The organism is Myxococcus sp. SDU36 (assembly GCF_030168875.1).
Classification (GTDB): domain Bacteria; phylum Myxococcota; class Myxococcia; order Myxococcales; family Myxococcaceae; genus Myxococcus; species Myxococcus vastator.
The window spans coordinates 7592289-7613086 of sequence record NZ_CP077414.1 but is presented as its reverse complement, the minus strand read 5'-3'; the positions used below and the strand labels follow the sequence as shown (position 1 = coordinate 7613086).

18 protein-coding genes and 1 pseudogene are annotated in these 20798 nt (G+C 70.2%); 13 read left to right on the top strand and 6 right to left on the bottom strand.

Annotation, left to right across the window (positions count from 1 at the left end; all coding sequences use genetic code 11):
- Positions 1–375: 375 nt before the first annotated feature.
- Positions 376–519 (top strand): annotated as a pseudogene (locus KGD87_RS37110) (AHH domain-containing protein); the annotation flags it as partial.
- A 259-nt stretch (positions 520–778) separates the two neighbouring features.
- Here KGD87_RS37110 and KGD87_RS31110 read toward each other — a convergent pair.
- Both KGD87_RS31110 and KGD87_RS31105 read right to left on the bottom strand, forming a co-directional pair.
- Positions 779–1534, bottom strand: coding sequence for a DUF5953 family protein (locus KGD87_RS31110; RefSeq protein ID WP_284664574.1), 756 nt, complete (start codon positions 1532–1534; stop codon positions 779–781).
- The gene (locus tag KGD87_RS31105) at positions 1531–2448 is read right to left on the bottom strand and encodes a DUF6310 domain-containing protein (protein WP_284664573.1); all 918 of its coding nucleotides are present in this window, start codon (positions 2446–2448) and stop codon (positions 1531–1533) included. The genes KGD87_RS31110 and KGD87_RS31105 overlap by 4 nt, the downstream gene beginning before the upstream one ends.
- Before the next feature lie 233 nt (positions 2449–2681).
- Between KGD87_RS31105 and KGD87_RS31100 the strand changes: the two genes are divergently transcribed.
- On the top strand, positions 2682–3668 hold the full coding sequence (locus tag KGD87_RS31100; protein ID WP_284664572.1) for a zinc-dependent alcohol dehydrogenase family protein: 987 nt from the start codon (positions 2682–2684) through the stop codon (positions 3666–3668).
- 22 nt (positions 3669–3690) lie between these two features.
- Here KGD87_RS31100 and KGD87_RS31095 read toward each other — a convergent pair whose 3' ends face one another.
- Positions 3691–5982: a hypothetical protein gene (locus KGD87_RS31095; protein ID WP_284664571.1), complete on the bottom strand. Its 2292-nt coding sequence runs from the start codon at positions 5980–5982 to the stop codon at positions 3691–3693.
- Positions 5983–6381: 399 nt separating this feature from the next.
- Between KGD87_RS31095 and KGD87_RS31090 the strand changes: the two genes are divergently transcribed.
- From KGD87_RS31090 to KGD87_RS31065, 6 genes are all read left to right on the top strand, one after another.
- Positions 6382–6786: a hypothetical protein gene (locus KGD87_RS31090; protein ID WP_284664570.1), complete on the top strand. Its 405-nt coding sequence runs from the start codon at positions 6382–6384 to the stop codon at positions 6784–6786.
- A 425-nt stretch (positions 6787–7211) separates the two neighbouring features.
- Positions 7212–8516, top strand: coding sequence for an aminotransferase class I/II-fold pyridoxal phosphate-dependent enzyme (locus KGD87_RS31085; protein ID WP_284664569.1), 1305 nt, complete (start codon positions 7212–7214; stop codon positions 8514–8516).
- Positions 8517–8556: 40 nt separating this feature from the next.
- Positions 8557–9837, top strand: coding sequence for a sterol desaturase family protein (locus tag KGD87_RS31080; RefSeq protein ID WP_284664568.1), 1281 nt, complete (start codon positions 8557–8559; stop codon positions 9835–9837).
- A 44-nt stretch (positions 9838–9881) separates the two neighbouring features.
- Positions 9882–11150, top strand: coding sequence for a GNAT family N-acetyltransferase (locus tag KGD87_RS31075; protein WP_284664567.1), 1269 nt, complete (start codon positions 9882–9884; stop codon positions 11148–11150).
- Complete coding sequence (locus tag KGD87_RS31070; RefSeq protein ID WP_284664566.1) at positions 11147–12340, top strand: GNAT family N-acetyltransferase; 1194 nt, start codon at positions 11147–11149, stop codon at positions 12338–12340. The genes KGD87_RS31075 and KGD87_RS31070 overlap by 4 nt, the downstream gene beginning before the upstream one ends.
- 2 nt (positions 12341–12342) lie before the next feature.
- Positions 12343–13185, top strand: coding sequence for a formyl transferase (locus KGD87_RS31065; RefSeq protein ID WP_284664565.1), 843 nt, complete (start codon positions 12343–12345; stop codon positions 13183–13185).
- A 65-nt stretch (positions 13186–13250) separates the two neighbouring features.
- Here the strand turns inward: KGD87_RS31065 and KGD87_RS31060 are convergent, their stop codons facing one another.
- Positions 13251–14069: a hypothetical protein gene (locus KGD87_RS31060; protein ID WP_284664564.1), complete on the bottom strand. Its 819-nt coding sequence runs from the start codon at positions 14067–14069 to the stop codon at positions 13251–13253.
- A gap of 424 nt (positions 14070–14493) precedes the next feature.
- Here KGD87_RS31060 and KGD87_RS31055 point away from each other — a divergent pair, with 424 nt between their 5' ends.
- Complete coding sequence (locus tag KGD87_RS31055; RefSeq protein WP_284664563.1) at positions 14494–14838, top strand: PilZ domain-containing protein; 345 nt, start codon at positions 14494–14496, stop codon at positions 14836–14838.
- Here KGD87_RS31055 and KGD87_RS31050 read toward each other — a convergent pair.
- On the bottom strand, positions 14833–15495 hold the full coding sequence (locus tag KGD87_RS31050) for a TetR/AcrR family transcriptional regulator (protein ID WP_284664562.1): 663 nt from the start codon (positions 15493–15495) through the stop codon (positions 14833–14835). The genes KGD87_RS31055 and KGD87_RS31050 overlap by 6 nt on opposite strands.
- On the bottom strand, positions 15495–16586 hold the full coding sequence (locus KGD87_RS31045; RefSeq protein ID WP_284664561.1) for a saccharopine dehydrogenase family protein: 1092 nt from the start codon (positions 16584–16586) through the stop codon (positions 15495–15497). The genes KGD87_RS31050 and KGD87_RS31045 overlap by 1 nt, the downstream gene beginning before the upstream one ends.
- A 160-nt stretch (positions 16587–16746) precedes the next feature.
- Between KGD87_RS31045 and KGD87_RS31040 the strand changes: the two genes are divergently transcribed.
- Genes KGD87_RS31040 through KGD87_RS31025 form a run of 4 tightly spaced genes read left to right on the top strand, consistent with a single transcriptional unit; the run spans position 16747 to position 20792 of the window.
- Positions 16747–17589: an urease accessory protein UreD gene (locus tag KGD87_RS31040; protein ID WP_284664560.1), complete on the top strand. Its 843-nt coding sequence runs from the start codon at positions 16747–16749 to the stop codon at positions 17587–17589.
- A 46-nt stretch (positions 17590–17635) separates the two neighbouring features.
- Positions 17636–18400 carry an urease subunit gamma gene (gene ureA / locus KGD87_RS31035; RefSeq protein WP_284664559.1) on the top strand — a complete coding sequence of 255 codons (765 nt, stop codon included), beginning with the start codon at positions 17636–17638 and terminating at the stop codon, positions 18398–18400.
- Entirely contained in the window at positions 18400–20115 is a 1716-nt protein-coding gene (ureC, locus tag KGD87_RS31030; protein ID WP_284664558.1) for an urease subunit alpha, read from the top strand. Before ureA ends, ureC begins: the two co-directional genes overlap by 1 nt.
- Before the next feature lie 14 nt (positions 20116–20129).
- Positions 20130–20792, top strand: coding sequence for an urease accessory protein UreF (locus tag KGD87_RS31025; RefSeq protein WP_284664557.1), 663 nt, complete (start codon positions 20130–20132; stop codon positions 20790–20792).
- Positions 20793–20798: the final 6 nt, after the last annotated feature.

Sequence of the window (20798 nt, the reverse complement as noted above, 5' to 3'; positions counted from 1 at the left end):
CGCCGTCCCGTTGCCCGCAGCGGAAGGTGGGCAGCGTGGACGCGACTGGCGAGCCTCGTCTGTCCGCCTGTCCCCGCCCACCCAGGGACGCGTCGAGAGGTGGACAGGCGCGCGCCCGTGGCAGACGTTGCGGTGGGGGATACAGCACGCCTCCAAGTCGGCGGTAGGCCGCGCCATCGTCAATCGCCTGCCCACGTGAGTCCTGCGCTTGACTGAGCCCCAGGGACGAGCCGCTCCTCGTCCAGTCAGGCGCTTCTGGTATTCCTGGCTCTGGTCGCAGGGGCCCGAGCTCGAAACCGGAGGACGAGGATGAGAGCGCATGCGGTCATCTGGCAGGCGCTTGCCGTCATGGGCTGCGCGACCACTCGGCTCGGCCGCCTGGACAGCGCAACGGCGCGCTGCCGTTCGGAGGAGGAGTGCCGCACGATTCTGACGAAGGCGCTTTAACAACTGGCCAAGGAAGCGGTGACGCAGGGGACGGACATCGACAAGCTCCTGACCAAACGCAAGCAGCGATAGAACCCCACCATGCCGACCCGATTCTTCGACCTTGCTGAGAACGTTCAAGCCGGGAACTGGTACCTGGGGGATCCCGAGGAAGACCGAGGCCAGGAAGTGGACGACCCCTGGCTCTTCAGGGCGGGGCAGCGCATCCAGGTCACAGGCCCGCTACGAATTCCCTACGTGACCTTCTGAATGGGCACGCTACCATCGCGAACGCTCGCACAGGGGTCACTTTCCCGTGGTCGGCGGCGCGCCCCGAGCTCCTGAATCCGGGTCAAGGCGCTGAGCGTCCGCCAATCTGCGGGAAGCGCTCGTAGATCCGCTTGAGCGTGTCCAGGTGCGCGGGGTTGTTGTAGTCGAGCGGTGCGTCCGTGAGCTGCACGACCCAGCCGCCCGACGCTGTGCGACGCGCCCGTGAGAGTAATTCGGCGTCGCGAGCAGGCTCCGGGAACCCGATGGCTCGTGCGGCAGCGGCAGACCAGTAGTTCAGCCACCCGAGGTAGTGCGGAATATCTGGTGAATGGATGTGCCGTGGCAGCTTGAGCATGGGAAGTCCACGGGGTGAACGCTCAGGTCCATGAGCCGAGCGGCGCATCTGCGCTGAGACTTCTGAACCATAACCCTCCGGTGACGCATGCCCCCAGTGTGCCTGCGCACCCTCCGCCACGGCCTCCAGCACCTCCGCTGCTGCTGAGAGCCCTGCTGCGTCCAGTGGCAGCTTGGCATGCACTTCAAACAGAGGCTGACCACCCGGGCCAAGGATTGCCGATTTTTGGAGACCCGAAATCATCACCGGGTAGCGCTCGTCCGCGTTGCACAGGAAGGGAAGTCTCTCATCCTGGGTTGCATTTGCGAGCCATTCGTCACGCCGTGGCACCGCGGCGAGCCGCCGTCCCTCGGTCACGGTCCACTCCAGATGCAAACCGGGGAGCGCCCGCTCCATCCCTTGGACAACCGCGAGCGCGCGGCCGTCATTGTCCGCGAACGGAGACCCCTGCGTGATAAGAATGAGGCGCTTTCGAGCGCTCATCGTGGGCACCCTGTGACGACGATTTCGAGCTCGGGATCACTATCAAGCAGTGCCTGCCTATGCACTTCAGTGCTCACACCTACGACAAATCCATACCCGCAGTCACTCGCCACGCCACCCTCTCGATGCAATCGAATGAGTTCCTTCTCGACCTCCCGGTCCCGAATAAAGTCGCTATATGCATCAAAACGATGGGTCTTGATCTCCCACAGAACACGCGCGCCGACTTGCAGCGCATCGAAGCGGACGCCGCCAACCAGCACGTCCATCCCAGGATAACGGTTGGGAGGGAACCTGTCGGCGCACTCGTTATGCGGGACATCTTTGGACGCGCGCGGCACCGGAACAGGCTCGCAACTGGCGCGGCGCGGCCGGTCCACGGGTCCAGGTGGCACCGGGGGGTGCCAGTCCTGTCCCGCTGGCGCTGGCTCCAGTTCAGGCTTCCGCTTCGCTTCACCTTCCCGGCTGGCCACCTTCGCTCCTCGCGAGGCCCCTGCCTCCTCGGGGGAGCCGTGTCGAAGCTCATACGCATCCAACGCCTCCTTGATGGCGACTGCCACCACCACCACGCCAAGGACAATGACTGCCCCCACCGCAATCTCAGGCGCCGCCAGCACACACAGCCCGACTCCCACGGCGGCGGCGCCCGCTGAGGCGACCGCGCAGCTCCCCGTGGTGTCGCGGAACTTGAGCCGCTCATGCTCCAGGGCCGGGTAGCACCGCTCCACCAGCACCGGCCAAGGGCGCGACGCCTCACGGACGACGCATCGCCCACCGTCCCTCCACGGCAGCGCCGCCGCGCGCTGGAGGTTGGCCACTCTTTGCCCCCGGCCACCGTGTGCGCCCCGAGGCGGTGCCGACGTGGCACAGGCCGCGAGGAAGGTCAGGAGTGCGACGCACGCAAGGGAACGCATGGACACGGCCTCTTCTTCAAGTCACCAGGCAGCGGGGCACATATGGATGATAGCAGGCGTGGCGAAGCGGAACCGGCGCCGCGGCGTCCGACGACATCGCGTCCAGCGGTGGACAGGCAGCCGCCGTCCCACCCACGCGGCGGTGGAGCACGTCGTCCGTCTGGACACTCGGCGCGCCCGCCGAAGGCCGCTAGGGTGCGGCCCGCACTCCCACACGGAACATGGAGCGTCCCATGAAAGCAGTACGGTTCTCGGCCTTCGGGCAGCCCCTGGAGGTCGTGGAGGTCGTGGAGCAGCCGGACGTGGCGCTGAAGCCGGGCGAGGCCCGGATTGAAGTGCTGGCCACGCCCATCAATCCCTCCGACCTCCTCACGCTCAGCGGCCAGTACGGACAGCTCCCGAAGCTGCCCGCGGTGCCCGGCAACGAAGGCGTCGGCCGCGTCGTCGAGGTCCAGGACTCCAGCGCCGTGAAGGTGGGTGACGTCGTCTTCCTCCCGGTGGGCGCGGGCACCTGGTGCAGCCACCTGGTCGCCCCCGCGGACTCGCTCCTGCGGGTGCCACCGGGGACCGACTTGCGGCAGGCCGCCATGCTGTTCATCAATCCCCCCACCGCGGACGTGCTGCTGCGGGACTTCGTCGCGCTTCAGCCCGGCGAGTGGGTGATTCAGAACGCCGCCAACTCGGCGGTGGGCCGCTCCATCATCACCCTGGCGAAGCAGGCGGGCTTCAAGACGCTGAACGTGGTGCGGCGCGAAGAGCTGGCGCCGGAGCTCACCGCGCTGGGCGCGGACGCCGTGCTGCTGGACTCGGATGAGCTGCCGGAGCGCGTGCGCGAGGTGACGGGCGGCGCCAAGGTCCGGCTGGCCATCGACGCCGTCGGCGGTGAGTCCACCCGGCGCCTGGGTGACACGCTCGCGCGCGGCGGCGTGGTGGTGAACTACGGCGTGATGAGCGGCAAGGGCCCGCGGTTGTCGGCCGCCGCCACCATCTTCAAGGACGTCACCCTGCGCGGCTTCTGGCTGGTGACGTGGATGAAGAAGACGCCGCGCGAGGAGCAGGGCGCCCTGTTCGCCCGGCTCGCGAAGCAGGTGGCCGAGGGCGCGCTCCACGTTCCGGTGGAGGGCACCTTCCCCCTGGAGTCCATCCAGGAGGCCCTGACGCGCGCCATGGAAGGGGGGCGCGCCGGCAAGGTGCTCCTCACGCCCAACGGCCCGCTCTGAGGCGCTGAGCGCCGCCGCGCCGTCAGGCCCAGGGCCCCTGGAACAACGCCCCGAAGCGCAGCGCCAGCTCCGGGCGCCGCACCAGCAGCGCACCCCAGGCGGTGGCCTCCGACGTCCAGGTGGCCACCGACAGGCCGTGCGCCTCGAACACCGCCATCGCGTCGTTGTTCGCGCTCATGACCTTCAACAGCCGCGTGTAGTCCAGCAGCGTGCGCAGCCGGGCTTCCGGGAAGCACACCTCCAGGTCGAGCGGCTGCACCGGCCCGCGCGGATTCAGCAACACCAGCGGCGCGACCTCCACGGCATGCGCGGGGGGTGACACCTCCACCTGACGCGCCAGCAACTCCCGCTGGCGCGTCAGGTCCCGCTGGCGGGACGCCTCCACCATGCGCCAGAGCTCCGCCTCGCGCGCCTGGTCCTCCCGCTCCCGCTTCCGCTCGAGGTGCTCTCGAATCAGCCGGACATCGACCTCGATGTCCTCCAGGAAGTCGCGGGAGTCGCTCCGCTCGCTCGACGTGGGTGAGGCGGAGACGACGCGCTCCCGGAAGCCGGGGAACCAGGACAGGAAGCGCTCCGCGTCCGGTTCGAGCGCGTCGACGCCCTGCCTCACGGCCCCCGACAGCACCGCCGCCGCGTACGACACCGCGAGCGAGGTGGCACGCGGCCACGCCTCCACCCGGACCTCCGCCGCCTTCCACACCGGTTCGAGGCGGCGCGCCAGGTCCTCCGGAGGCGCCTGACGGACCAGCGCCTCCACGCGCTCCGGCAGCCGCTCCGGGGCGTCCACCGGCCACCAGGTCTGGAAGCACACCACCGCATCAGGCTCCGCCGCCTGCTGCAGCTCCCAGAGCGCCGCCCGCCACGGCGTGAAGGTGGCGAGCAGGTCCGCGCGCTCGTCCGGGTGCTGCTGGAAACGCCGCCACACGGCGTCGATGAACACGGCCTCCTGACTGCCGCCCCTCCACGCGCGCACCGCCTTCGCCAGCGGCGCCAGCAGGCGCTCACGGCCCTCCCCTGTCCAGAGCGCCATCAACAGACGCGCCCCCTGGCCGGGAGCGAGCGCGTCGCCCCTCCGCCACCGCGAGGGCAGCGACAGCACCGCCTCCAGCAACGGCTCCATGCACGGCGCCTCTCGACTCCACGCGTGCAGCCGGAGCGCGTCCTCCTCGTCGACGAGCATGAGGAAGCGGGAGAAGGCCGCGTCCTGGAAGTGGCTGACGCGACGCGACGGTGGCTCACGCGCCAGGGACTCGGACACGGCGGAGACGAAGGCGCGCGTCTCCTCCACGCTGTCAGCATCCGGCGCGGCGGCGGCCCACTCGAGGAAACGAAGGGCATCCTCCGCGGAGAGTCGCGCCAGCCGCGCGAGCGCCCAGTCCGCCCACAACGCACGTTCCTCCGGCGGCAGCTCCGCGAAAGGCCGTCCCCGGGCCCAGCCATGCAGCGCCTCCGCCAGTCCGCCCTCCACCCGGTCCGACACGGCGAACAACGCGCTCAGCGCCCCCGGAGGCGCCTGCGCGGGCAGCCGCCGCAACACGTCGAGCGCGAAGTCCGCATCCCCCCGCGACGCCATCCGCTCCAGCAACCGCACGGAGCCGCGCGCCGCCAACGCCCGACGCGCCTCCGCGGCCCGCGCCTGGTCCTCGGACTCCACGGCGTCGAAGAGGCCGTCCTCGTCCTCCAAGCAGAGCGCGCATTCGAAGCGCACATCCACGTCCGGATGGCGCAGGCCCTCGCGCAGCGCGAGCAGCAGGTCCACCTCCGGCGCCTGCCCGGTGGCCCGCACCCACGCCACGGCGGCCCGCGCGCCCTGCGCTGGAAACCGGGCGAAGGCGGCGCGCGCGAGCCGCGCGATGCGCGCGGTGTCCACCTGGGACCTGCGCGCGCGTGGCCACACCCGCCACCGGGTGAGCGCCAGCGCCGCCTCGAAGCCGAAGCGGCCGTCATCCTCCAGACACGGCAGCACCGCTTCGAGCGCCGCAGGCGAAGGCGCCCCTTCGTGGACTTCCACCAACGCGGAGAGCCACCGTGGCTCCGGCGCCGGGACGGCTGTGTGCAACCCCTCCTCCGGCTCGCCGGCGGACGCCTCCTCGGGGACGTGCCAGGGAAGCCGCTGGGCCCACCGGTCCTCGACCTCCTCCTCGAAGCCCTGGAGCAACAACGCCTGTTCACAGCGCCGCACGCCGACGAGCAGCCGCCGCACACGGGCCCACATCCTCGCGTAGCGCGCCTCCAGGTGCTCCGCCATCGAGGTGGGCAGGAGCACCACCCGGTCCGCCAGCGCATATCGGTCCACCCCCGCGTGCACGAGCATCCGCGCGGCGCCGTACCGCTCCGGAGGAACCGGGCCACAGTCACACCGGGGGCACAGAAGGCCCGGTGCGTGCATTCGCGTGCAGGCCGGACAGCGAACCTGAGCCCCTCGGCGGGCACCATTCTCCAGCGGGGGATGCATGTGTCTTCTCTACACCGACTGGGGCCCCTCCGCCCCACCCCGCTACCGCCGCAGGGATACGGCAACGCCATGGCGCGGCTGTAGCGCAAAATGTTTCAATTCCTCTCAACTTCTCTCGTTGCTGTTGCTGTCCGGCGGGCGCTCCACCTGTGGGCCGGTGGATTCAGCTGGGCAGGAATTGACACGAGCCGAGCCAGGGCTGAGAACCTGTCTCCTTGCCCAAGCCGAATGTAGCCCTCACTCAAGGAGAAACACCTCATGAAGCAGACCTTTGCTATCCTGGCGGCGCTCGCCGTGTCGACCCTGGTGGCCTGTGGTGGCGTTGAAGCCGTGGAGCCGGGGGAGGCGCTGGGCGAGGAGTCGAGCGCCCTCGTCTCCTGTTCGACGTCCTGCTCCGACGGCACCGTGCTGTCGTGTACGGGCACCACCTGCTCCGCCTCGGACCAGGACTTCGTCCAGTGCAATGGCAACTACCAGTACTGCCCGCCCCCCGTGCCGCCCGACTGCACGGACCCGCGCCAGATGTGCGTGAACATCAACGGCACCCGCTGCGCCACCCCCGGCGTCTCGCGCGACTGCTGCATCCCGGGCGTGCCCACCGGCGGCTGCTTCTGCCGCTCCAACGGGACGTGGATCTGCACCATCCCCGCTGAAGACCCGTAAGCCGTCCGCCGGAGCGGGCGCGCCCGCCGCGCCCGCTCCTGCTTCCTTCGCGCCAGCCGCCCCCGGCACACACCCCGGGTTGAGCACACCGAAGGAAGTTGAAGGACGGCTCAGGTAGCGAATATGGTATTTACGTAAAAATCCGGTTATCCGTTGACACAATATCCATTGCTCGATATCTGTGATTCGCCACGAATGGGGGACCGTATCGAGCATTCTCAGGGATGCTCAGCGGCGTGGCTGCCCAGAACCCACACATCGTCACAACTGCGCTGGAGACCTCTCCACGAACAGCGGCCCCCTCCTTCCAGGCCGCCGGTCAGGATTCGTACGCTCGTATCCGCGGCTTGAGCGGCGCGGTGGGTGGGACGCGTCTGTCCGGTGGACGGAAGCGCCCGCCAGACGCGCACCAGGAAGCCACCGTCATGGACCCAATCCGCAATGCCTTTCCCGAGAAGAACCGTGACCTCGCCGTGGGCTCCGCCCGGCTCCAGGAAGTCCAGAAGGCGGTCCATTACTACGTGGACAACCATCACTGTGACGTCATCGGGCGGGTGTTTCACGGGATGCCAGGCCGGGAGGCTCGCGTCAGCTTCAGCCCGACGCGCCGGGACGCACGCCTGGACGCGGAGGGGCCTCGGGACGTCCTCCACTTCGGCTCCTACAACTACTCCGGATTGAATGGGCACCCGCGCGTGGTGGCCGCGGCGGAGGCGGCGCTGCGCCGCTACGGGACGACGGTCAGCGGCGTGCGGCTGCTCAACGGGACGTGCGAGCTGCACCTGGAGCTGGAGCGCGCGCTGGCGGAGTTCCTGGGCTTCGAGGACTGCGTCACCTACAGCAGCGGCTACGCGGCGAACCTGTCGGTGCTGTCCGCGCTGTGTAGCGAGGGCGACGTGGTGTTGTCGGACATGCTCAACCACCAGTCCATCATCGACGGGCTGAAGCTGTCGGGCGCGGACGTCCGCACCTACCGGCACAAGAGCCTGCGCAGCATCGAGGCCACGCTGAAGAAGCTGCCGCGCGAGCAGCGCAAGTTCATCATCACCGACGGCGTCTTCAGCATGGACGGCGACGTGGCGGACCTGCCGGGCATCGCGGCGCTGGCGGAGCGCTACAACGCCTTCGTCCTCGTGGATGACGCGCACGCCACCGCCGCCATGGGCCCCAACGGCCGCGGCACCCCGGCCTTCTTCGGGCTCCAGTCGCAGGTGGACGTGCTCACCGGCAGCCTCAGCAAGGGCCTGCCGGGCATCGGCGGCTTCGCGGCCGGGTCCAAGGCCACCATCGACCTGCTGCGCTTCGGCTCCAACGGCTACATCTTCTCCGCCTCGCTGCCGCCGCCCATCGCCGCGGGCCTGCTGGAGGGCATCCGCATCCTCCAGGAGCAGCCCGAGCTGCAGGAGCGGCTGCACCACAACGAGAACTACCTGCGCGCCGGCATCCGCGCCATGGGCCTGGACTGCATGAACAGTGAGTCCCCCATCATCCCCATCCTGATGCCCGCCTACGAGAAGACGTTCGAGCTGACGCGGCTGCTCCACCTGGAGGGCATCTACGTCAACCCGGTGGGCTACCCCGCCGTGAGCAAGAACCGCACGCGCCTGCGCATCAACGTCAGCGCCAACCTCATCCAGGCGGACCTGGACCGCTTCCTGGACGCGCTGGAGCGCTGCAGCCGCAAACTCAACCTCCTGGACGCGCCGCCGCTCCAGCAGACCGGCACCTGAGCCGGCGCCCTTCGCCACCCACGCCACTGGGAGACTTGCCATGGACCTCAAGGAACAGCTCCTCTACGGCCTGCCCGTGTTCCTCGCCCCCATCCTCATCGAGCTGGTGGTAGGTCGCTTGCGGCGCAAGCCGGCCTACCGGCTCAACGACATGCTCACCAACGTGACGATGAGTCTGCTCACCGTCCTGGGCAGCGTGGTCATCGCGGGCGCCACCTTCGTCTTCTACGGCTACGTCTACAAGCACCACGCCCTCTTCAGCCTGGCGAAGGACTCCGCGTGGACGTGGGTGGTGGCCTTCTTCGCCTACGACTTCTTCTATTACTGGGCGCACCGGATGCACCACACCATGGCGTGGATGTGGGGCGTCCACGTCGCCCACCACTCCGGCGAGGACATGAACTTCGGCCTCGCGGTGCGGCAGAGCGCGCTGGGTGAGTTGACGACGTGGCCCTTCTTCGTGCCCATGGCGGTGCTGGGCATCGCGCCGGAGGTGTTCCTGGGCATCACCGGCATCCAGCTCATCTTCCAGTACGCCATCCACAACACCTACGTGCCGCCGCTGGGCTGGCTGGAGTACGTGCTCGTCACGCCCTCCCAGCACCGCGTCCACCACAGCCGCAACACGCCGTACATCGACAAGAACTACGGCAACATCCTCGTCGTCTGGGACTTGCTGTTCCGCACCTACCAGCCGGAGCTGAAGGACCAGCCGCCCGTCTACGGCCTGCGCAGCAGCCTGCGCTCGTGGAACCCCCTCACCGCGCACTTCCACTACTTCGTGGAGCTGTTCCAGAAGTCCGCCGCCTGCGCGCGGCCGAGCGACAAGGTGCTGTGCTTCATCAAGGGGCCGGACTGGAACCCGCCGTCGCTGCGCCAGGAGCGCTTCACCGGCCACCCGGATGACGGCCCCTCCGCCACCTTCAAGAAGTACGACCCGCGCCTGCCCCTGCCCGTCACCGCCTACTGCGTGACGCAGTTCTTCAGCCTGGCGGCCAGCATCCTCTTGCTGGCGTGGTACCTGGACACGCTCGGCCCCCTGGCCCGCGCCGTGACGCTGGGGCTGGTCCTCTTCGGCGCCTGGAGCCTGGGCGCGCTGATGGACGCGCGCGCCTTCGCGTGGCGGCAAGAGCTCGCGCGGCTGGCCGGTATCGCCCTGCTGGCTCCCACCCTGGCGCTGATGGAGGGCGTGCCGCTGGTCAGCGTGCTCCCCCTCCTGCTCCACCCCGTCCTCAGCGCCGCGTGGCTGCTGCGCTTCCGCGCCGCGTTCCACGAAGGCGCTGACACCTCCACGCGAGGCTCCGGCGCCCTGGCCGCCTGAGCGCCTCGCCCCCTGCTCCGACGTCCCCAACCCACCCGAAAGACATGACCGCGTCCGCACCCGTCACCGGAGGCGCTCCCGCCTTCCACACCTTCCCGCGCCCCCTCGACGTGCGCTGGGTCGGCTCCATCAACGACCTTGGCCGGGAGGACTGGCACACCTGCTTTCCTCCCACCGACGTGATGCAGTCCTTCGAGCTGCACCAGGCCACCGAGGCCGCCAGCATCGAGGACGTGCAGTTCCACTACCTGGTCCTCCAGAGCGAGGGCGCGGTGGTGGCCATCGTCCCCTGCTTCCGCTTCCGGATGTCGCTGACCGTCATCGCCCCGGAGAACGTCAACAAGGTGGTGTCCCAGGTCCGCCGCGCGTTCCCGGACTTCCTCTTCCTGAACGCGTTCGTCATCGGCACGCCCATCGCCATCTGCAAGGACCTGCTGGGCGTGCGCGCGGACCTGCCGAAGGCGCGGCGTGACGACGTGCTGCGCGCCATCTCCCGCGAGGTGATTGCCCGCGCCCGGCACCTGAAGCTGGGCCTGGTCTTCATGAAGGAGTTCACCTCCCAGAAGCTGCCCGAGGTGAAGGACGTGCTGTCCCCACGCTTCAACTTCGTGGAGAGCGCGGCCACCACCTACCTGTACCTGGGCGAGCCGGGGAAGAGCACCTTCAAGGACCGGCTGCGCAAGAAGTACCGCTCCCTGATGAACAACCGCATGGCCCGCGTCCAGGAGGCGGGCATGCGCTGGGAGACCGTCTCCGACTTCTCACGGTACGCCGCGCAGATGCACCCGCTGTACCTGCAGGTCCTCAACCGCTCGAAGATTCGCTTCGAGACGCTCAGCGTGGACTTCTTCGCCCAGCTCCCCCAGCGCCTGGGTGACCGCGTCTTCGCGCTCCTGTGCTTCAAGGGCGAGCAGTTGGTGTCCTTCGAGCTGTTCCTCAAGGACGCGGAGTGGGTCCACCCCATCTACCTGGGCCTGGACTACAGCCTCCGCGACGAGGGCGCGCTGTACTTCAACAGCATCTACAAAATCGTGGAGGTGCTGGAGTCCCAGGGCAAGGCGGTGGTGCAGCTGGGACAGACGAGCTACGCGGTGAAGGCCAGCATCGGCGCGGTGGTGGACCGGCTGTACCTGGCCGTGCACCACACGAACCCGGTGCTGGACGCGCTGCTGAAGCGCTTCGGCGCGGAGCTCTTCCCTCCCACGCCCCTGCCCCGCTCGCAGCGCGTGTTCCGGGACATGAAGGAGAACGACGACGGCCTGGCCCGCCATGGCATCCACTTCGAGCGGCTGGACGAGGAGGGCGACGAATGACGGCGAAGGCGGGCATCACCACGAAGGTCGTCCCTCGCATCCAGGACGTGCCCCAGGCGCTGTGGGACGACAAGGTGGCGCGGGGACACCCCTTCAAGAGCGCCGCGTTCCTCTCCTGCCTGGAGGACTCGTTCCCGGAGCGGAAGTTCGGCTACCTCATCGTGTCGCAGGGCGCGGAGGTCGTCGGACTGGCGGTCATCACCGAGGAGCGGCTGGACTTGAGCCTGCTGCTGCCAGAGCAGGTGGGCACGCTGGCCAAGGGCGTGCGCAAGGTGCTGCCCGGCTTCCTGTCGCTGGGCCTGGGCATGGTGGGCACCTTCGAAACAGCGGAGCGCCACTGGTGGTACGACGCGCAGCGCGTGTCCGAGCATGACTTCGCGCGGGCGCTGCTCGCCGCTTGCGACGAGGTGTGTGGCAACGCCGCGCTGCTGCTGGTGCGCGACTTCATGGAGGCCCTGCCCGAGGACGTGCGCCTGGAGTCGTGGTTCCTCCAGCGAGGCTTCAAGCAGGTGGCCAACCACCCCATGGCCACGGTGACGCTGGACGGGCTGAGCAGCGAGGCCCACTTCCAGCGGCTGAAGAAGAAGTCGCGGCAGAACCTGCGCAAGAAGCTGAAGGACGCGGAGGCGCTGGGCTTCCAGGTGGAGCGGGTGCGGGACTTCCGCCCCCTCCTGGACGAGTGCTACCCGCTCTACCTCCAGGTCCACGAGGGCGCCTCGGAGTTCAAGCGCAACCCGTTCCCCCGGGCCTTCTTCGAGACCATCGCGGAGCGGATGCCCACCACCAGCAGCTTCCTCACGCTGAGGGATTCGGGGGGGCACCTGATTGCCTTCATCCTCACGGGCACCGGGGGCGGCATCAACAACCCCTTCTGCATCGGCATGGACTACGCCCGGACGGAAGGCACGCCGGCCTACTACTTGATGATGTGGAAGGAAATCGAGCACGCGGCGCGCACGGGGTGCCGCGTGGTGGACCTGGGCCTCACCAGCTACTTCGTGAAGCAGACGGTGGGCGCGGAGCTGGAGGGCATGACGATGGCCGCCCGCATCCAGTCCGCGTGGCTGCGTCCCCTGCTCAACCCCCTGCTGCCCGCGCTGCTGAGCGAGAAGCAGCCGCAGGAGCGACGGAAGTTCCGCGTCTCCACGTTCGACGACGACTCGCAGCCCCCCACTGACCAGGCCGCCTGACCATGCTCCGCTTCGCCTACGGCTGCATTCCCTCCGTCATGTCCCTGTACTTCGCCAACACCCTGGTGCGGCGAGCAGGGCTTGTGCCCGCGTGCATCCTCCTGTCCGCGGGGGGCCTGCGCTTCCAGAAGAAGCGCTACACCCCGGCCCAGGTGCTCCCTGTCTTCCTGAAGCAGTTCGGCCCGCGCTTCACCGGCTACAACGTGCTCGCCGGGCTGAGCGGCTCGCTGCCCTTCAGCATCCCCGCCTCGGGGCTGATGAGCTTCCAGGCGCTCTCCCAGACGTATGGCATTCCGCTGGTCATCAGTGATGACTTCTCCGGAGCGGCCACGGTGAGCGAGCTTCAGCGGCACGGGGTGGAGCTGTTCCTCACCAGCATGTGCGACCAGATCATCCGGGAGCCGCTGCTCAGCCTGCCGCGCCATGGCTGTCTGAACATCCACCCGTCGCTGCTGCCGGAGTTCCGCGGCGTGGACTCCGTCTTCCAGGCCATGCTGAACGGCGTGTCTGAGATTGGAACGACGCTCCACCGCACCACCGCGCGCATCGACGCGGGCGACGTGCTGGCCCAGAGCGCGTTCACCCGCACGGCCGCCGATTCCCACCTGGCGCTGACGGCGAAGGCGACCGCGGCGGGCATCACCCTGCTCAAGCGGCACCTGGAGGCGCTGGAGCGCGGTGAGATGCCAGACGCGCGACCCATCGACGTGAGCCGGGCGCGCCACCCCTACCGCTCCTGGCCGGAGCGGGAGGAGCTGCGCCGCTTCCATGCCCAGGGGAACACCTTCTGGCGGGCGGCGGACTTCCGCCGCATCCTCGCCTTCGAGGACGTGCTGGCGGCGTAGCGCGGCGGTGACGACACGCCGGACGGGAGCGGCTCCCGCCCGGCGTGGAGGCTTCAGACGGCGGACTACTTGCCGCGGCTGATGGACTCGCTCTGGATGCTCAGGGAGCTCGCGGCGGCCGTCAGGTCGATGGCCGAGAAGCTGGTGTACGGGTAGTGGCCGTCGCCCAGCTCCTCGACGAACTCGACGTGGTCGCCGCTGACACTGCGGCCGTCGAAGTTGAACGTGAAGGCGCCCGGCGTCGCGCTGCGGAAGGCCCACACGCAGGCGCCCGAGGCGATGGGGTCATGCGCGCCGAAGGACGTGTGGTTGCGGAAGCCCGTGTGGATGGGCGTGAAGCGGATGTGGATGTCGTACCAGGACGCGTCCATCGGGAACCAGAGGCCGCGGTTGATATGCCGGCCCTGGAGCTGGCCGCCGTTGTACACGTACACGCTGTAGGTCGAGCCGCCCGGCGTGCCGGTGAACTGCGGCTGGAACGTCACCCGGCCCGGCGCATCGCCGATGCCGACCTGGATGGTGCTGACCACCTGCTCGCCGTCACGCGCCGCCAGGGCAAAGCCCTGGCCAGCCTTGGCCAGGTCCTGGAAGACGGCCTTCTGCTCCCACTGCGTCGCGGCGGCGAAGTTGCTGGAGACGCCGTCGCTCGCGGCGTTCGCCAGGCCAGTGACGTTGAGGCCCGTCTCCGTGCGCGCGAGCTTCGCGCCGCCCGTCGCGCAGTGGGTGACTCCGGCGAAGCTCCCAACACACTGCTGCTTCACCGGCGCTTCCTGGTTCGAAAGCGCGTCAGCCTCGGCGGGCTGCGACTCCTCGCCCTGGCAACCCGCGGCCGTCAGACTCAGGAGTGCCGCCGCCATCAGGCGGCCCGTCAGCTTGATGCTCATGGATGAAAAACCTCTCGTTGGGGGGATGGACGACTGCCGGGTCGGCAGAAGACCCGGGGGCCGCGTTTGCACCTGGCGCGCCAGCGCGTCGCGGACGGCGCTGGCGCTCGGTGCGGGCTCAGCGGCCACCCCGCCCACGAACTCGTGACGTAGCGCGCGGCGTCACGGAAACCCGGCGCCTGTGGCGGGCCCTGCTACACCCCAGGCAGCCCAGGAGCGCCTGACCCGCGGGCGTCATGAAGCCCGCGGCACGGGTCCAACGAGACACCCGTTGGGTGTGTGCGCCGCGGGCTGGCTGGGTTCCGGGATTTCGTACCCACCCGTCATATCCCCTATGCTTCGTCACAGTCGCCCGGGGGCCCGGCCGGACTTCCCCCCCGGAGAAGGCTGGAACATGAACAGCGCAAGCGTGAATGAATCCCCCATGGATCGTCGTCGCTTTCCTCGGCTCGAGGCGCCGCTCTATGCCCGGCCCGCGCGACTGAGGCGCGTGGACAAGCAGCAGGTGCTGGACGCCAGCCTGGGCGGCATCCGCATCTACTCCGACGAGCTGTACACCCAGGACTCCGAGCTGGAGCTGGACCTGTTCCTGCGCGACGGCTCCTCGGTGGAGTGCAAGGCGCGGGTGGCCTGGACGCGCAAGCTCGCCAAGGACGCGGTGGCGCGCTTTGAAGTCGGACTGGCCTTCACGGACGTACCGCCGCTGGCCATGGACAAGCTCAAGTCGGTGCTCGTCGCGGATGACGAGGGTGGCCCGGCCGACTCATAGCCGCGATGCGGTGGGGACGCCCGCCAGGGCTTCCTCCAGCACGGCGCGCAGCTCCTGCTCCAACCCCGGCACCGAGGCCCTCCGGAGCGCGCCGCCCCCTCCGAAGAGGGACAGCCCCTCCAGGAAGGCGACCACCAGCGCCGCGCGCCGCTCCAGGCGAGACGGGCCGAGGCCGGGAGCCAGTTCACGCAGCAGCGCCACGACGCCCGCCCGGAAGCCCGCGTAGAAGACGGCGAGCGCGTCCGCGACCATCTCATCCCGCGCGGCGAGCGCCCACAACTCCGCGAAGAGCTGACAATGCCGCGGTGACGCCTGGTCCTCCAGCAGGGCCTCCACCGCGCGCCGGAACCTCTCCACCGGCGCGCTGCCGCCTTCCTCCACCCGCGCATGCACCCGCAGGCTGGCCGCTTCCAGGTAGCGCGCGAGCAGCGCCCGCACCACGTCCTGCTTCGCGGGGAAGTAGTACTGGAGGTTGCCCACGCTGAGCCCCGCCCGCTGCGCCACCCGGCGCAGCGTGAGCCCCGAGTGGCCCTCATCCACCAGGGTGTCGGTGGCCGCATCCAGGATGGACGCCACGCGTTCGGTCCCCTTGGCGTGGACGGCGGTCCCCTCGCGAGGCTTCGACGACGGCAGCTTCCCCCGCGTGGCGCGTGGCATCAGGCCGCCTCCTGGCGCCGTGGCTCCTGGAGACGCACCTGGACGCCGCACGCGCGCAGGGACTCCAGGGCCTGCTCCATCCGCGCGTCGTGCTCCGGGAACCACACGCCCGCGGCGGGAGGCGGCGCGCCATCCAACCCCAGGAGCCGCTCCGTCCCCAGCGCCGCGCCCACCGCCGTGAGGTGGGCCTGGCCCTTCGGGTCCACCACCTCGATGCGCAGCGCGCCGCGAGGGCCCTCCACGTCCGCCACCCACGCCGCCTCACCGCCCGTGCCGCTGCCGGTCATCAGCGCGCGCCGCACGGACGTCAGGCGGGGATGCTGGAGCAGCCGGAGCAGCCCCACCTGCTGGAGCGCCGCGAGCATCCAGGTGACGGCGCCCGAGTCGAACCCCAGCCGCGTCGACACCGTGCGCGCGCCCAGCACCAGCGGCAGCGTGGCCTGCTCGGGCGTGTCGAGCCGGAAGACCCGCGTGGGCCGCCCATCCGGGAACATCACCCGCCGTCCGTCCGTCAGCGGCATCACCTGCCGCTCCTTCCCTCCCTCCGTGACGTCGAAGGCCGTCCCCAGCCGGTCCATGTACTCCAGCGAGTCCGGGCCCGCCTGGTCCGCCAGGGCGAAGCGGATGCCCACGTCGACGCGCTCGACGCCGCCCACCCGCTCCGCCGCGCCCGCGACGAGCCTGGGCACCAGCCCCGCCATCCACGCGGAGCTGAGCAGGACGGGTGCCCGAGGAGGCGTCCCCGACAGCCGCAGCACCGCCGACTTCACGCGCGACGTCCAGCGGGTGATGTCGAGCACCGCCACGCCCTCCCGGACCGCCGCGCGCAGCACCGCATCGTCCGGGTCATTGACCAGCGACACCACGGCCCTGGGCCGTCCGGACAGGGACGCCAGCGGATCGGACGCCGTCACGTCCAGCACCGCCGCCTCCGCGTTCCCCAGGCGCCGGGCCAACGCCTCCGCGGGCTCGCGGCGACGGCCCGCGATGACCAGCGGAAGGTCCGGATGCCGCTCCCGCAGCAACCGCGCGAGCCACGTCCCCACCACGCCGTAGCCCCCCACCAGAACGACACTGTCCTCAGCCACCATTGCGCGCTCCACCCGCCTGGCGTGGGCCATCCACGCCGCTCGAAACATTTATTAGGTCATTCGACCTATATTTTCACGACAATCGCCCTGGCCGCGTGGCCGGGGGTGGGCCGCGCCCCCGGCGTTGTGCTCCGGCCGCGTCTGCCGCAGGCTCGTCCCCATGAGGGCGTCCGAGCAGATGGCGGTGGCTGAACCCCCGAGGGCCGGGCGCGCGCGGCTCGCCTTCGAGCGCGTCGGTCCTCGCACCGTCGTCCGCACCGCGCTGGCGCACAGCCCGCTGCGGCTGCTCACGCCCCGGAACCACGGCCACGCGGCCTGGGCCTACACCAGCTCCTTCGGAGGCGGCCTGGTGGACGGCGACCAGGTCTCCCTGGAGGTGGACGTGGCCCCGGGCGCCACGGCGCTCCTGGCCAGCCAGGGCGCCAACCGCGTCTACCGCTCACCCCGAGGCTGCCGGAGCGACCTGGCCGCCCGCGTGGAGGAGGGCGCGCTGCTGGCCTTCGTCCCGGACCCCACCGCGTGCTTCGCCGGCGCCCGGTATGCCCAGACGCTGGACGTGCGGCTCGCGCCCGGCGCCTCGCTGGTGCTCATGGACGTCCTCACCTCCGGCCGCGGCGCCAGTGGTGAACGATGGGCCTTCGCCCACTACGACTCCACCCTGCGCGTCACCGTGGGTGGCCGTGCGCTCGTGGACGAGCGCTGGCTGTTGGAACCACGGCATGGCGCGCTGCCCGAGCGCCTGGGCCGCTTCAACGCGCTGGCCACCGTGCTGCTGGTGGGCCCCAGGCTCGCGGAGGCCCGGGGGCCACTCTCCGCCCAGCTCGCCGCGCTGCCGGTGACCTCGCGCGCGGAGCTCGTGCCCGCCGTCAGCCCCCTGGGCGAGGACGGCCTGCTCCTCCGGGCCGCGGCCGTCTCCGTGGAGGCGCTGTTGCACACCACACACGCGTGGCTGTCCTTCCTCCCCGCGCTGTTGGGCGATGACCCCTGGGCCCGCCGCGCCTGACGGGGCCCGCTTGGAAGCCGTTGACGCGGCGCGCTAAGCTGGTGGGGTGCACCTGTCCCCTCGCGATGTCGACAAGCTGCTGCTGCATCAGGCCGGCTTCCTCGCCCAGAAGCGCCTCGCGCGCGGGGTGCGGCTGAACTACCCGGAGGCGGTGGCGCTCATCGCCACGCAGCTCCTGGAGTTCATCCGCGACGGCCGGGGCGTGGCCGAGCTGATGGACCTGGGGCGTCAGCTCCTGGGACGCGCGCAGGTGATGGACGGCGTGCCGGAGATGCTGGCGGAGGTGCAGGTGGAGGGCACCTTCCCGGACGGCTCCAAGCTGGTGACGGTGCACCACCCCGTGGTGGCCGAGCACGGCGACCTGGCGCTCGCGCTGTACGGCAGCTTCCTCCCGGTGCCCCCGCTGGAGCGCTTCGGCGCGGCCACGCAGGCGGAAGGGCGCCCCGGCGAGGTGCGCGTGCGGCCGGGCGACGTCGTCCTCAACGAGGGACGCGACACCGTCACCGTGAGCGTCACCCACCGGGGCGACCGGCCCATCCAGGTGGGCAGCCACTACCCCTTCTTCGAAACGAACCGCGCGCTGGTGTTCGACCGGGCCCGGGCCTACGGCCGCCGGCTGAACATCCCCGCGGGCACCGCGGTGCGCTTCGAGCCGGGTGAGCGCAAGACGGTGGAGCTGGTCTCCATCGCCGGCGGCGCGGTGGTGCGCGGCGGCAACGCGCTGGGCAGCGGCAAGGTGACACCGGAGGGCCGCGAGCGCGCATTGGAAGCGGTGCGCGCGCAGGGCTTCGGCCACGAGGAGGAGCGCTGATGAGCCGGAAGATGGACCGCCGCCACTACGCGGACATGTTCGGCCCCACCACGGGAGACCGGGTGCGGCTGGGGGACACGGCGCTCTGGGCGGAGGTGGAGCGCGACGCCACCGTGTACGGCGACGAGTGCAAGTTCGGCGGCGGAAAGGTGCTGCGCGAGGGCATGGGCCAGCAGGCCGGCGTGGGGGACGCGGACGCGCTCGACTGCGTCATCACCAACGCGCTCATCCTCGACTGGACGGGCATCTACAAGGCGGACATCGGCATCAAGGGCGGCCGCATCGCGGGCATCGGCAAGGCGGGCAACCCGGACGTCATGGCGGGCGTGACACCGGGCATGGTGGTGGGCGTCACCACGGAGGCCATCTCCGGTGAGGGCCTCATCGTCACCGCGGGCGCGCTGGACACGCACATCCACTTCATCTGTCCCCAGCAGGCGGACGAGGCGCTGGCCAGCGGCGTCACCACCTGGGTGGGCGGCGGCACCGGGCCCGCCACGGGCACCAAGGCCACCACCTGCACGCCCGGCGCGTGGAACCTCCAGCGGATGCTGGAGGCCACGGACACGATTCCGCTCAACATCGGCCTCACCGGCAAGGGCAACACGTCCCTGCCGCAGGGACTGCTGGAGCAGGTTCGCGCGGGCGCCATCGGCCTGAAGCTGCACGAGGACTGGGGCACCACGCCTGCCGCCATCGACACCTGCCTCACCCTGGCCGAGGGCGAGGACATCCAGGTCACCATCCACACGGACACGCTGAATGAGTCCGGCTACGTGGATGACTCGCTTGCCGCGTTCAAGGGCCGCACCATCCACACGTACCACTCCGAGGGCGCGGGCGGCGGGCACGCTCCGGACATCATCCGCGTGTGCGGCGAGCCCAACGTGCTGCCCAGCTCGACGAACCCCACGCGCCCGTACACGGTGAACACGCTGGATGAGCACCTGGACATGCTCATGGTGTGTCACCACCTGGACCGGGAGATTCCCGAGGACGTGGCCTTCGCGGAGAGCCGCATCCGGGGGGAGACCATCGCCGCGGAGGACATCCTCCATGATTTGGGCGCCATCAGCATCATGGCCTCCGACAGCCAGGCCATGGGCCGCGTGGGCGAGGTCATCTGCCGGACGTGGCAGACGGCGCACAAGATGCGCGAGCAGCGCGGCAGGCTCTCCGACGAGCGCGGCGACAACGACAACCTCCGCATCCGCCGCTACGTGGCGAAGTACACCATCAACCCCGCCATCGCCCACGGACTGTCCCACGAGGTGGGCTCGGTGGAGGTGGGCAAGCTGGCGGACCTGGTGCTGTGGAACCCGGCCTTCTTCGGCATCCGGCCGGAGCTGGTGGTGAAGGGCGGCTTCATCGCCTGGGCGCAGATGGGGGACGCCAACGCCTCCATCCCCACGCCGCAGCCCTACATGATGCGGCCGATGTTCGGCGCTCGAGGCCGCGCGACAGGCGCCACCAGTGTGGCCTTCATCTCCGGACGCGCCTTCGCCGAGGGCACGGTGAAGGAGCTGGGGCTCACCAAGCGGCTGGTCGCGGTGAGCGGCTGCCGCGCCCTGGGCAAGAAGGACATGAAGCTCAACGACGCGCTGCCCACCCTCACCGTGGACCCGGAGACCTATGAGGTCCGCGCGGACGGCGAGCTGCTTCGCTGTGAGCCCGCCAGCCGCCTGCCCCTGGCCCAGCTCTATTCATTGTTCTGAGAGGGACGCGAGGCATGGGCTCGACGTGGCGGGTGTTGCAGCTTTCGGACTCCGGCTTTCCCACCGGCGGCTTCGCGCACTCCGGCGGACTGGAGGCCGCGGTGCAACTGGGCGAGGTGCGCGGCCCCGCGGAGCTGCGGCGCTTCGTGCGGGACCTGCTGTGGCAGACGGGCCAGGGCGCGCTGCCGCTCTTGAGCGCCGCGCACCGGGAGCCCACGTCGCTGCCCGCGTTGGACGCACGCGCGGAGGCGTTTCTCTCCAGTCACATGGCCAACCGCGCCAGCCGCACGCAGGGCCGGGCCTTCCTGGACACCTGTGCGCGCATCTTTCCCCGGCCGGTGACGCCGGTCCGCGAGGCGGCCCGCGCCGCCGGGCTGTGCTTCCACCATGCGCCCGTGTTCGGCGCGGTGCTGCACGCGCTGGACGTGTCGCTGGAGGACGCGCAGCAGCTCTTCCTGTCCCTCACCTTGAGGGGCGCGCTGTCCGCGGCGGTGCGGCTGGGCATCGCGGGCACGCATGAGTCCCACCAACTCCAGCACCAGGCCACGCCCCTGCTGGACGAAGTGCTGGCGCAGTGCGCGGGGCTGGGGGTGGAGGCGCTGGCGCAGCCATCTCCCCTGCTCGACTTGTTCGGCGCCACGCACGACCGGCTCTATTCCAGGCTGTTCCAGTCCTGAGGGAGG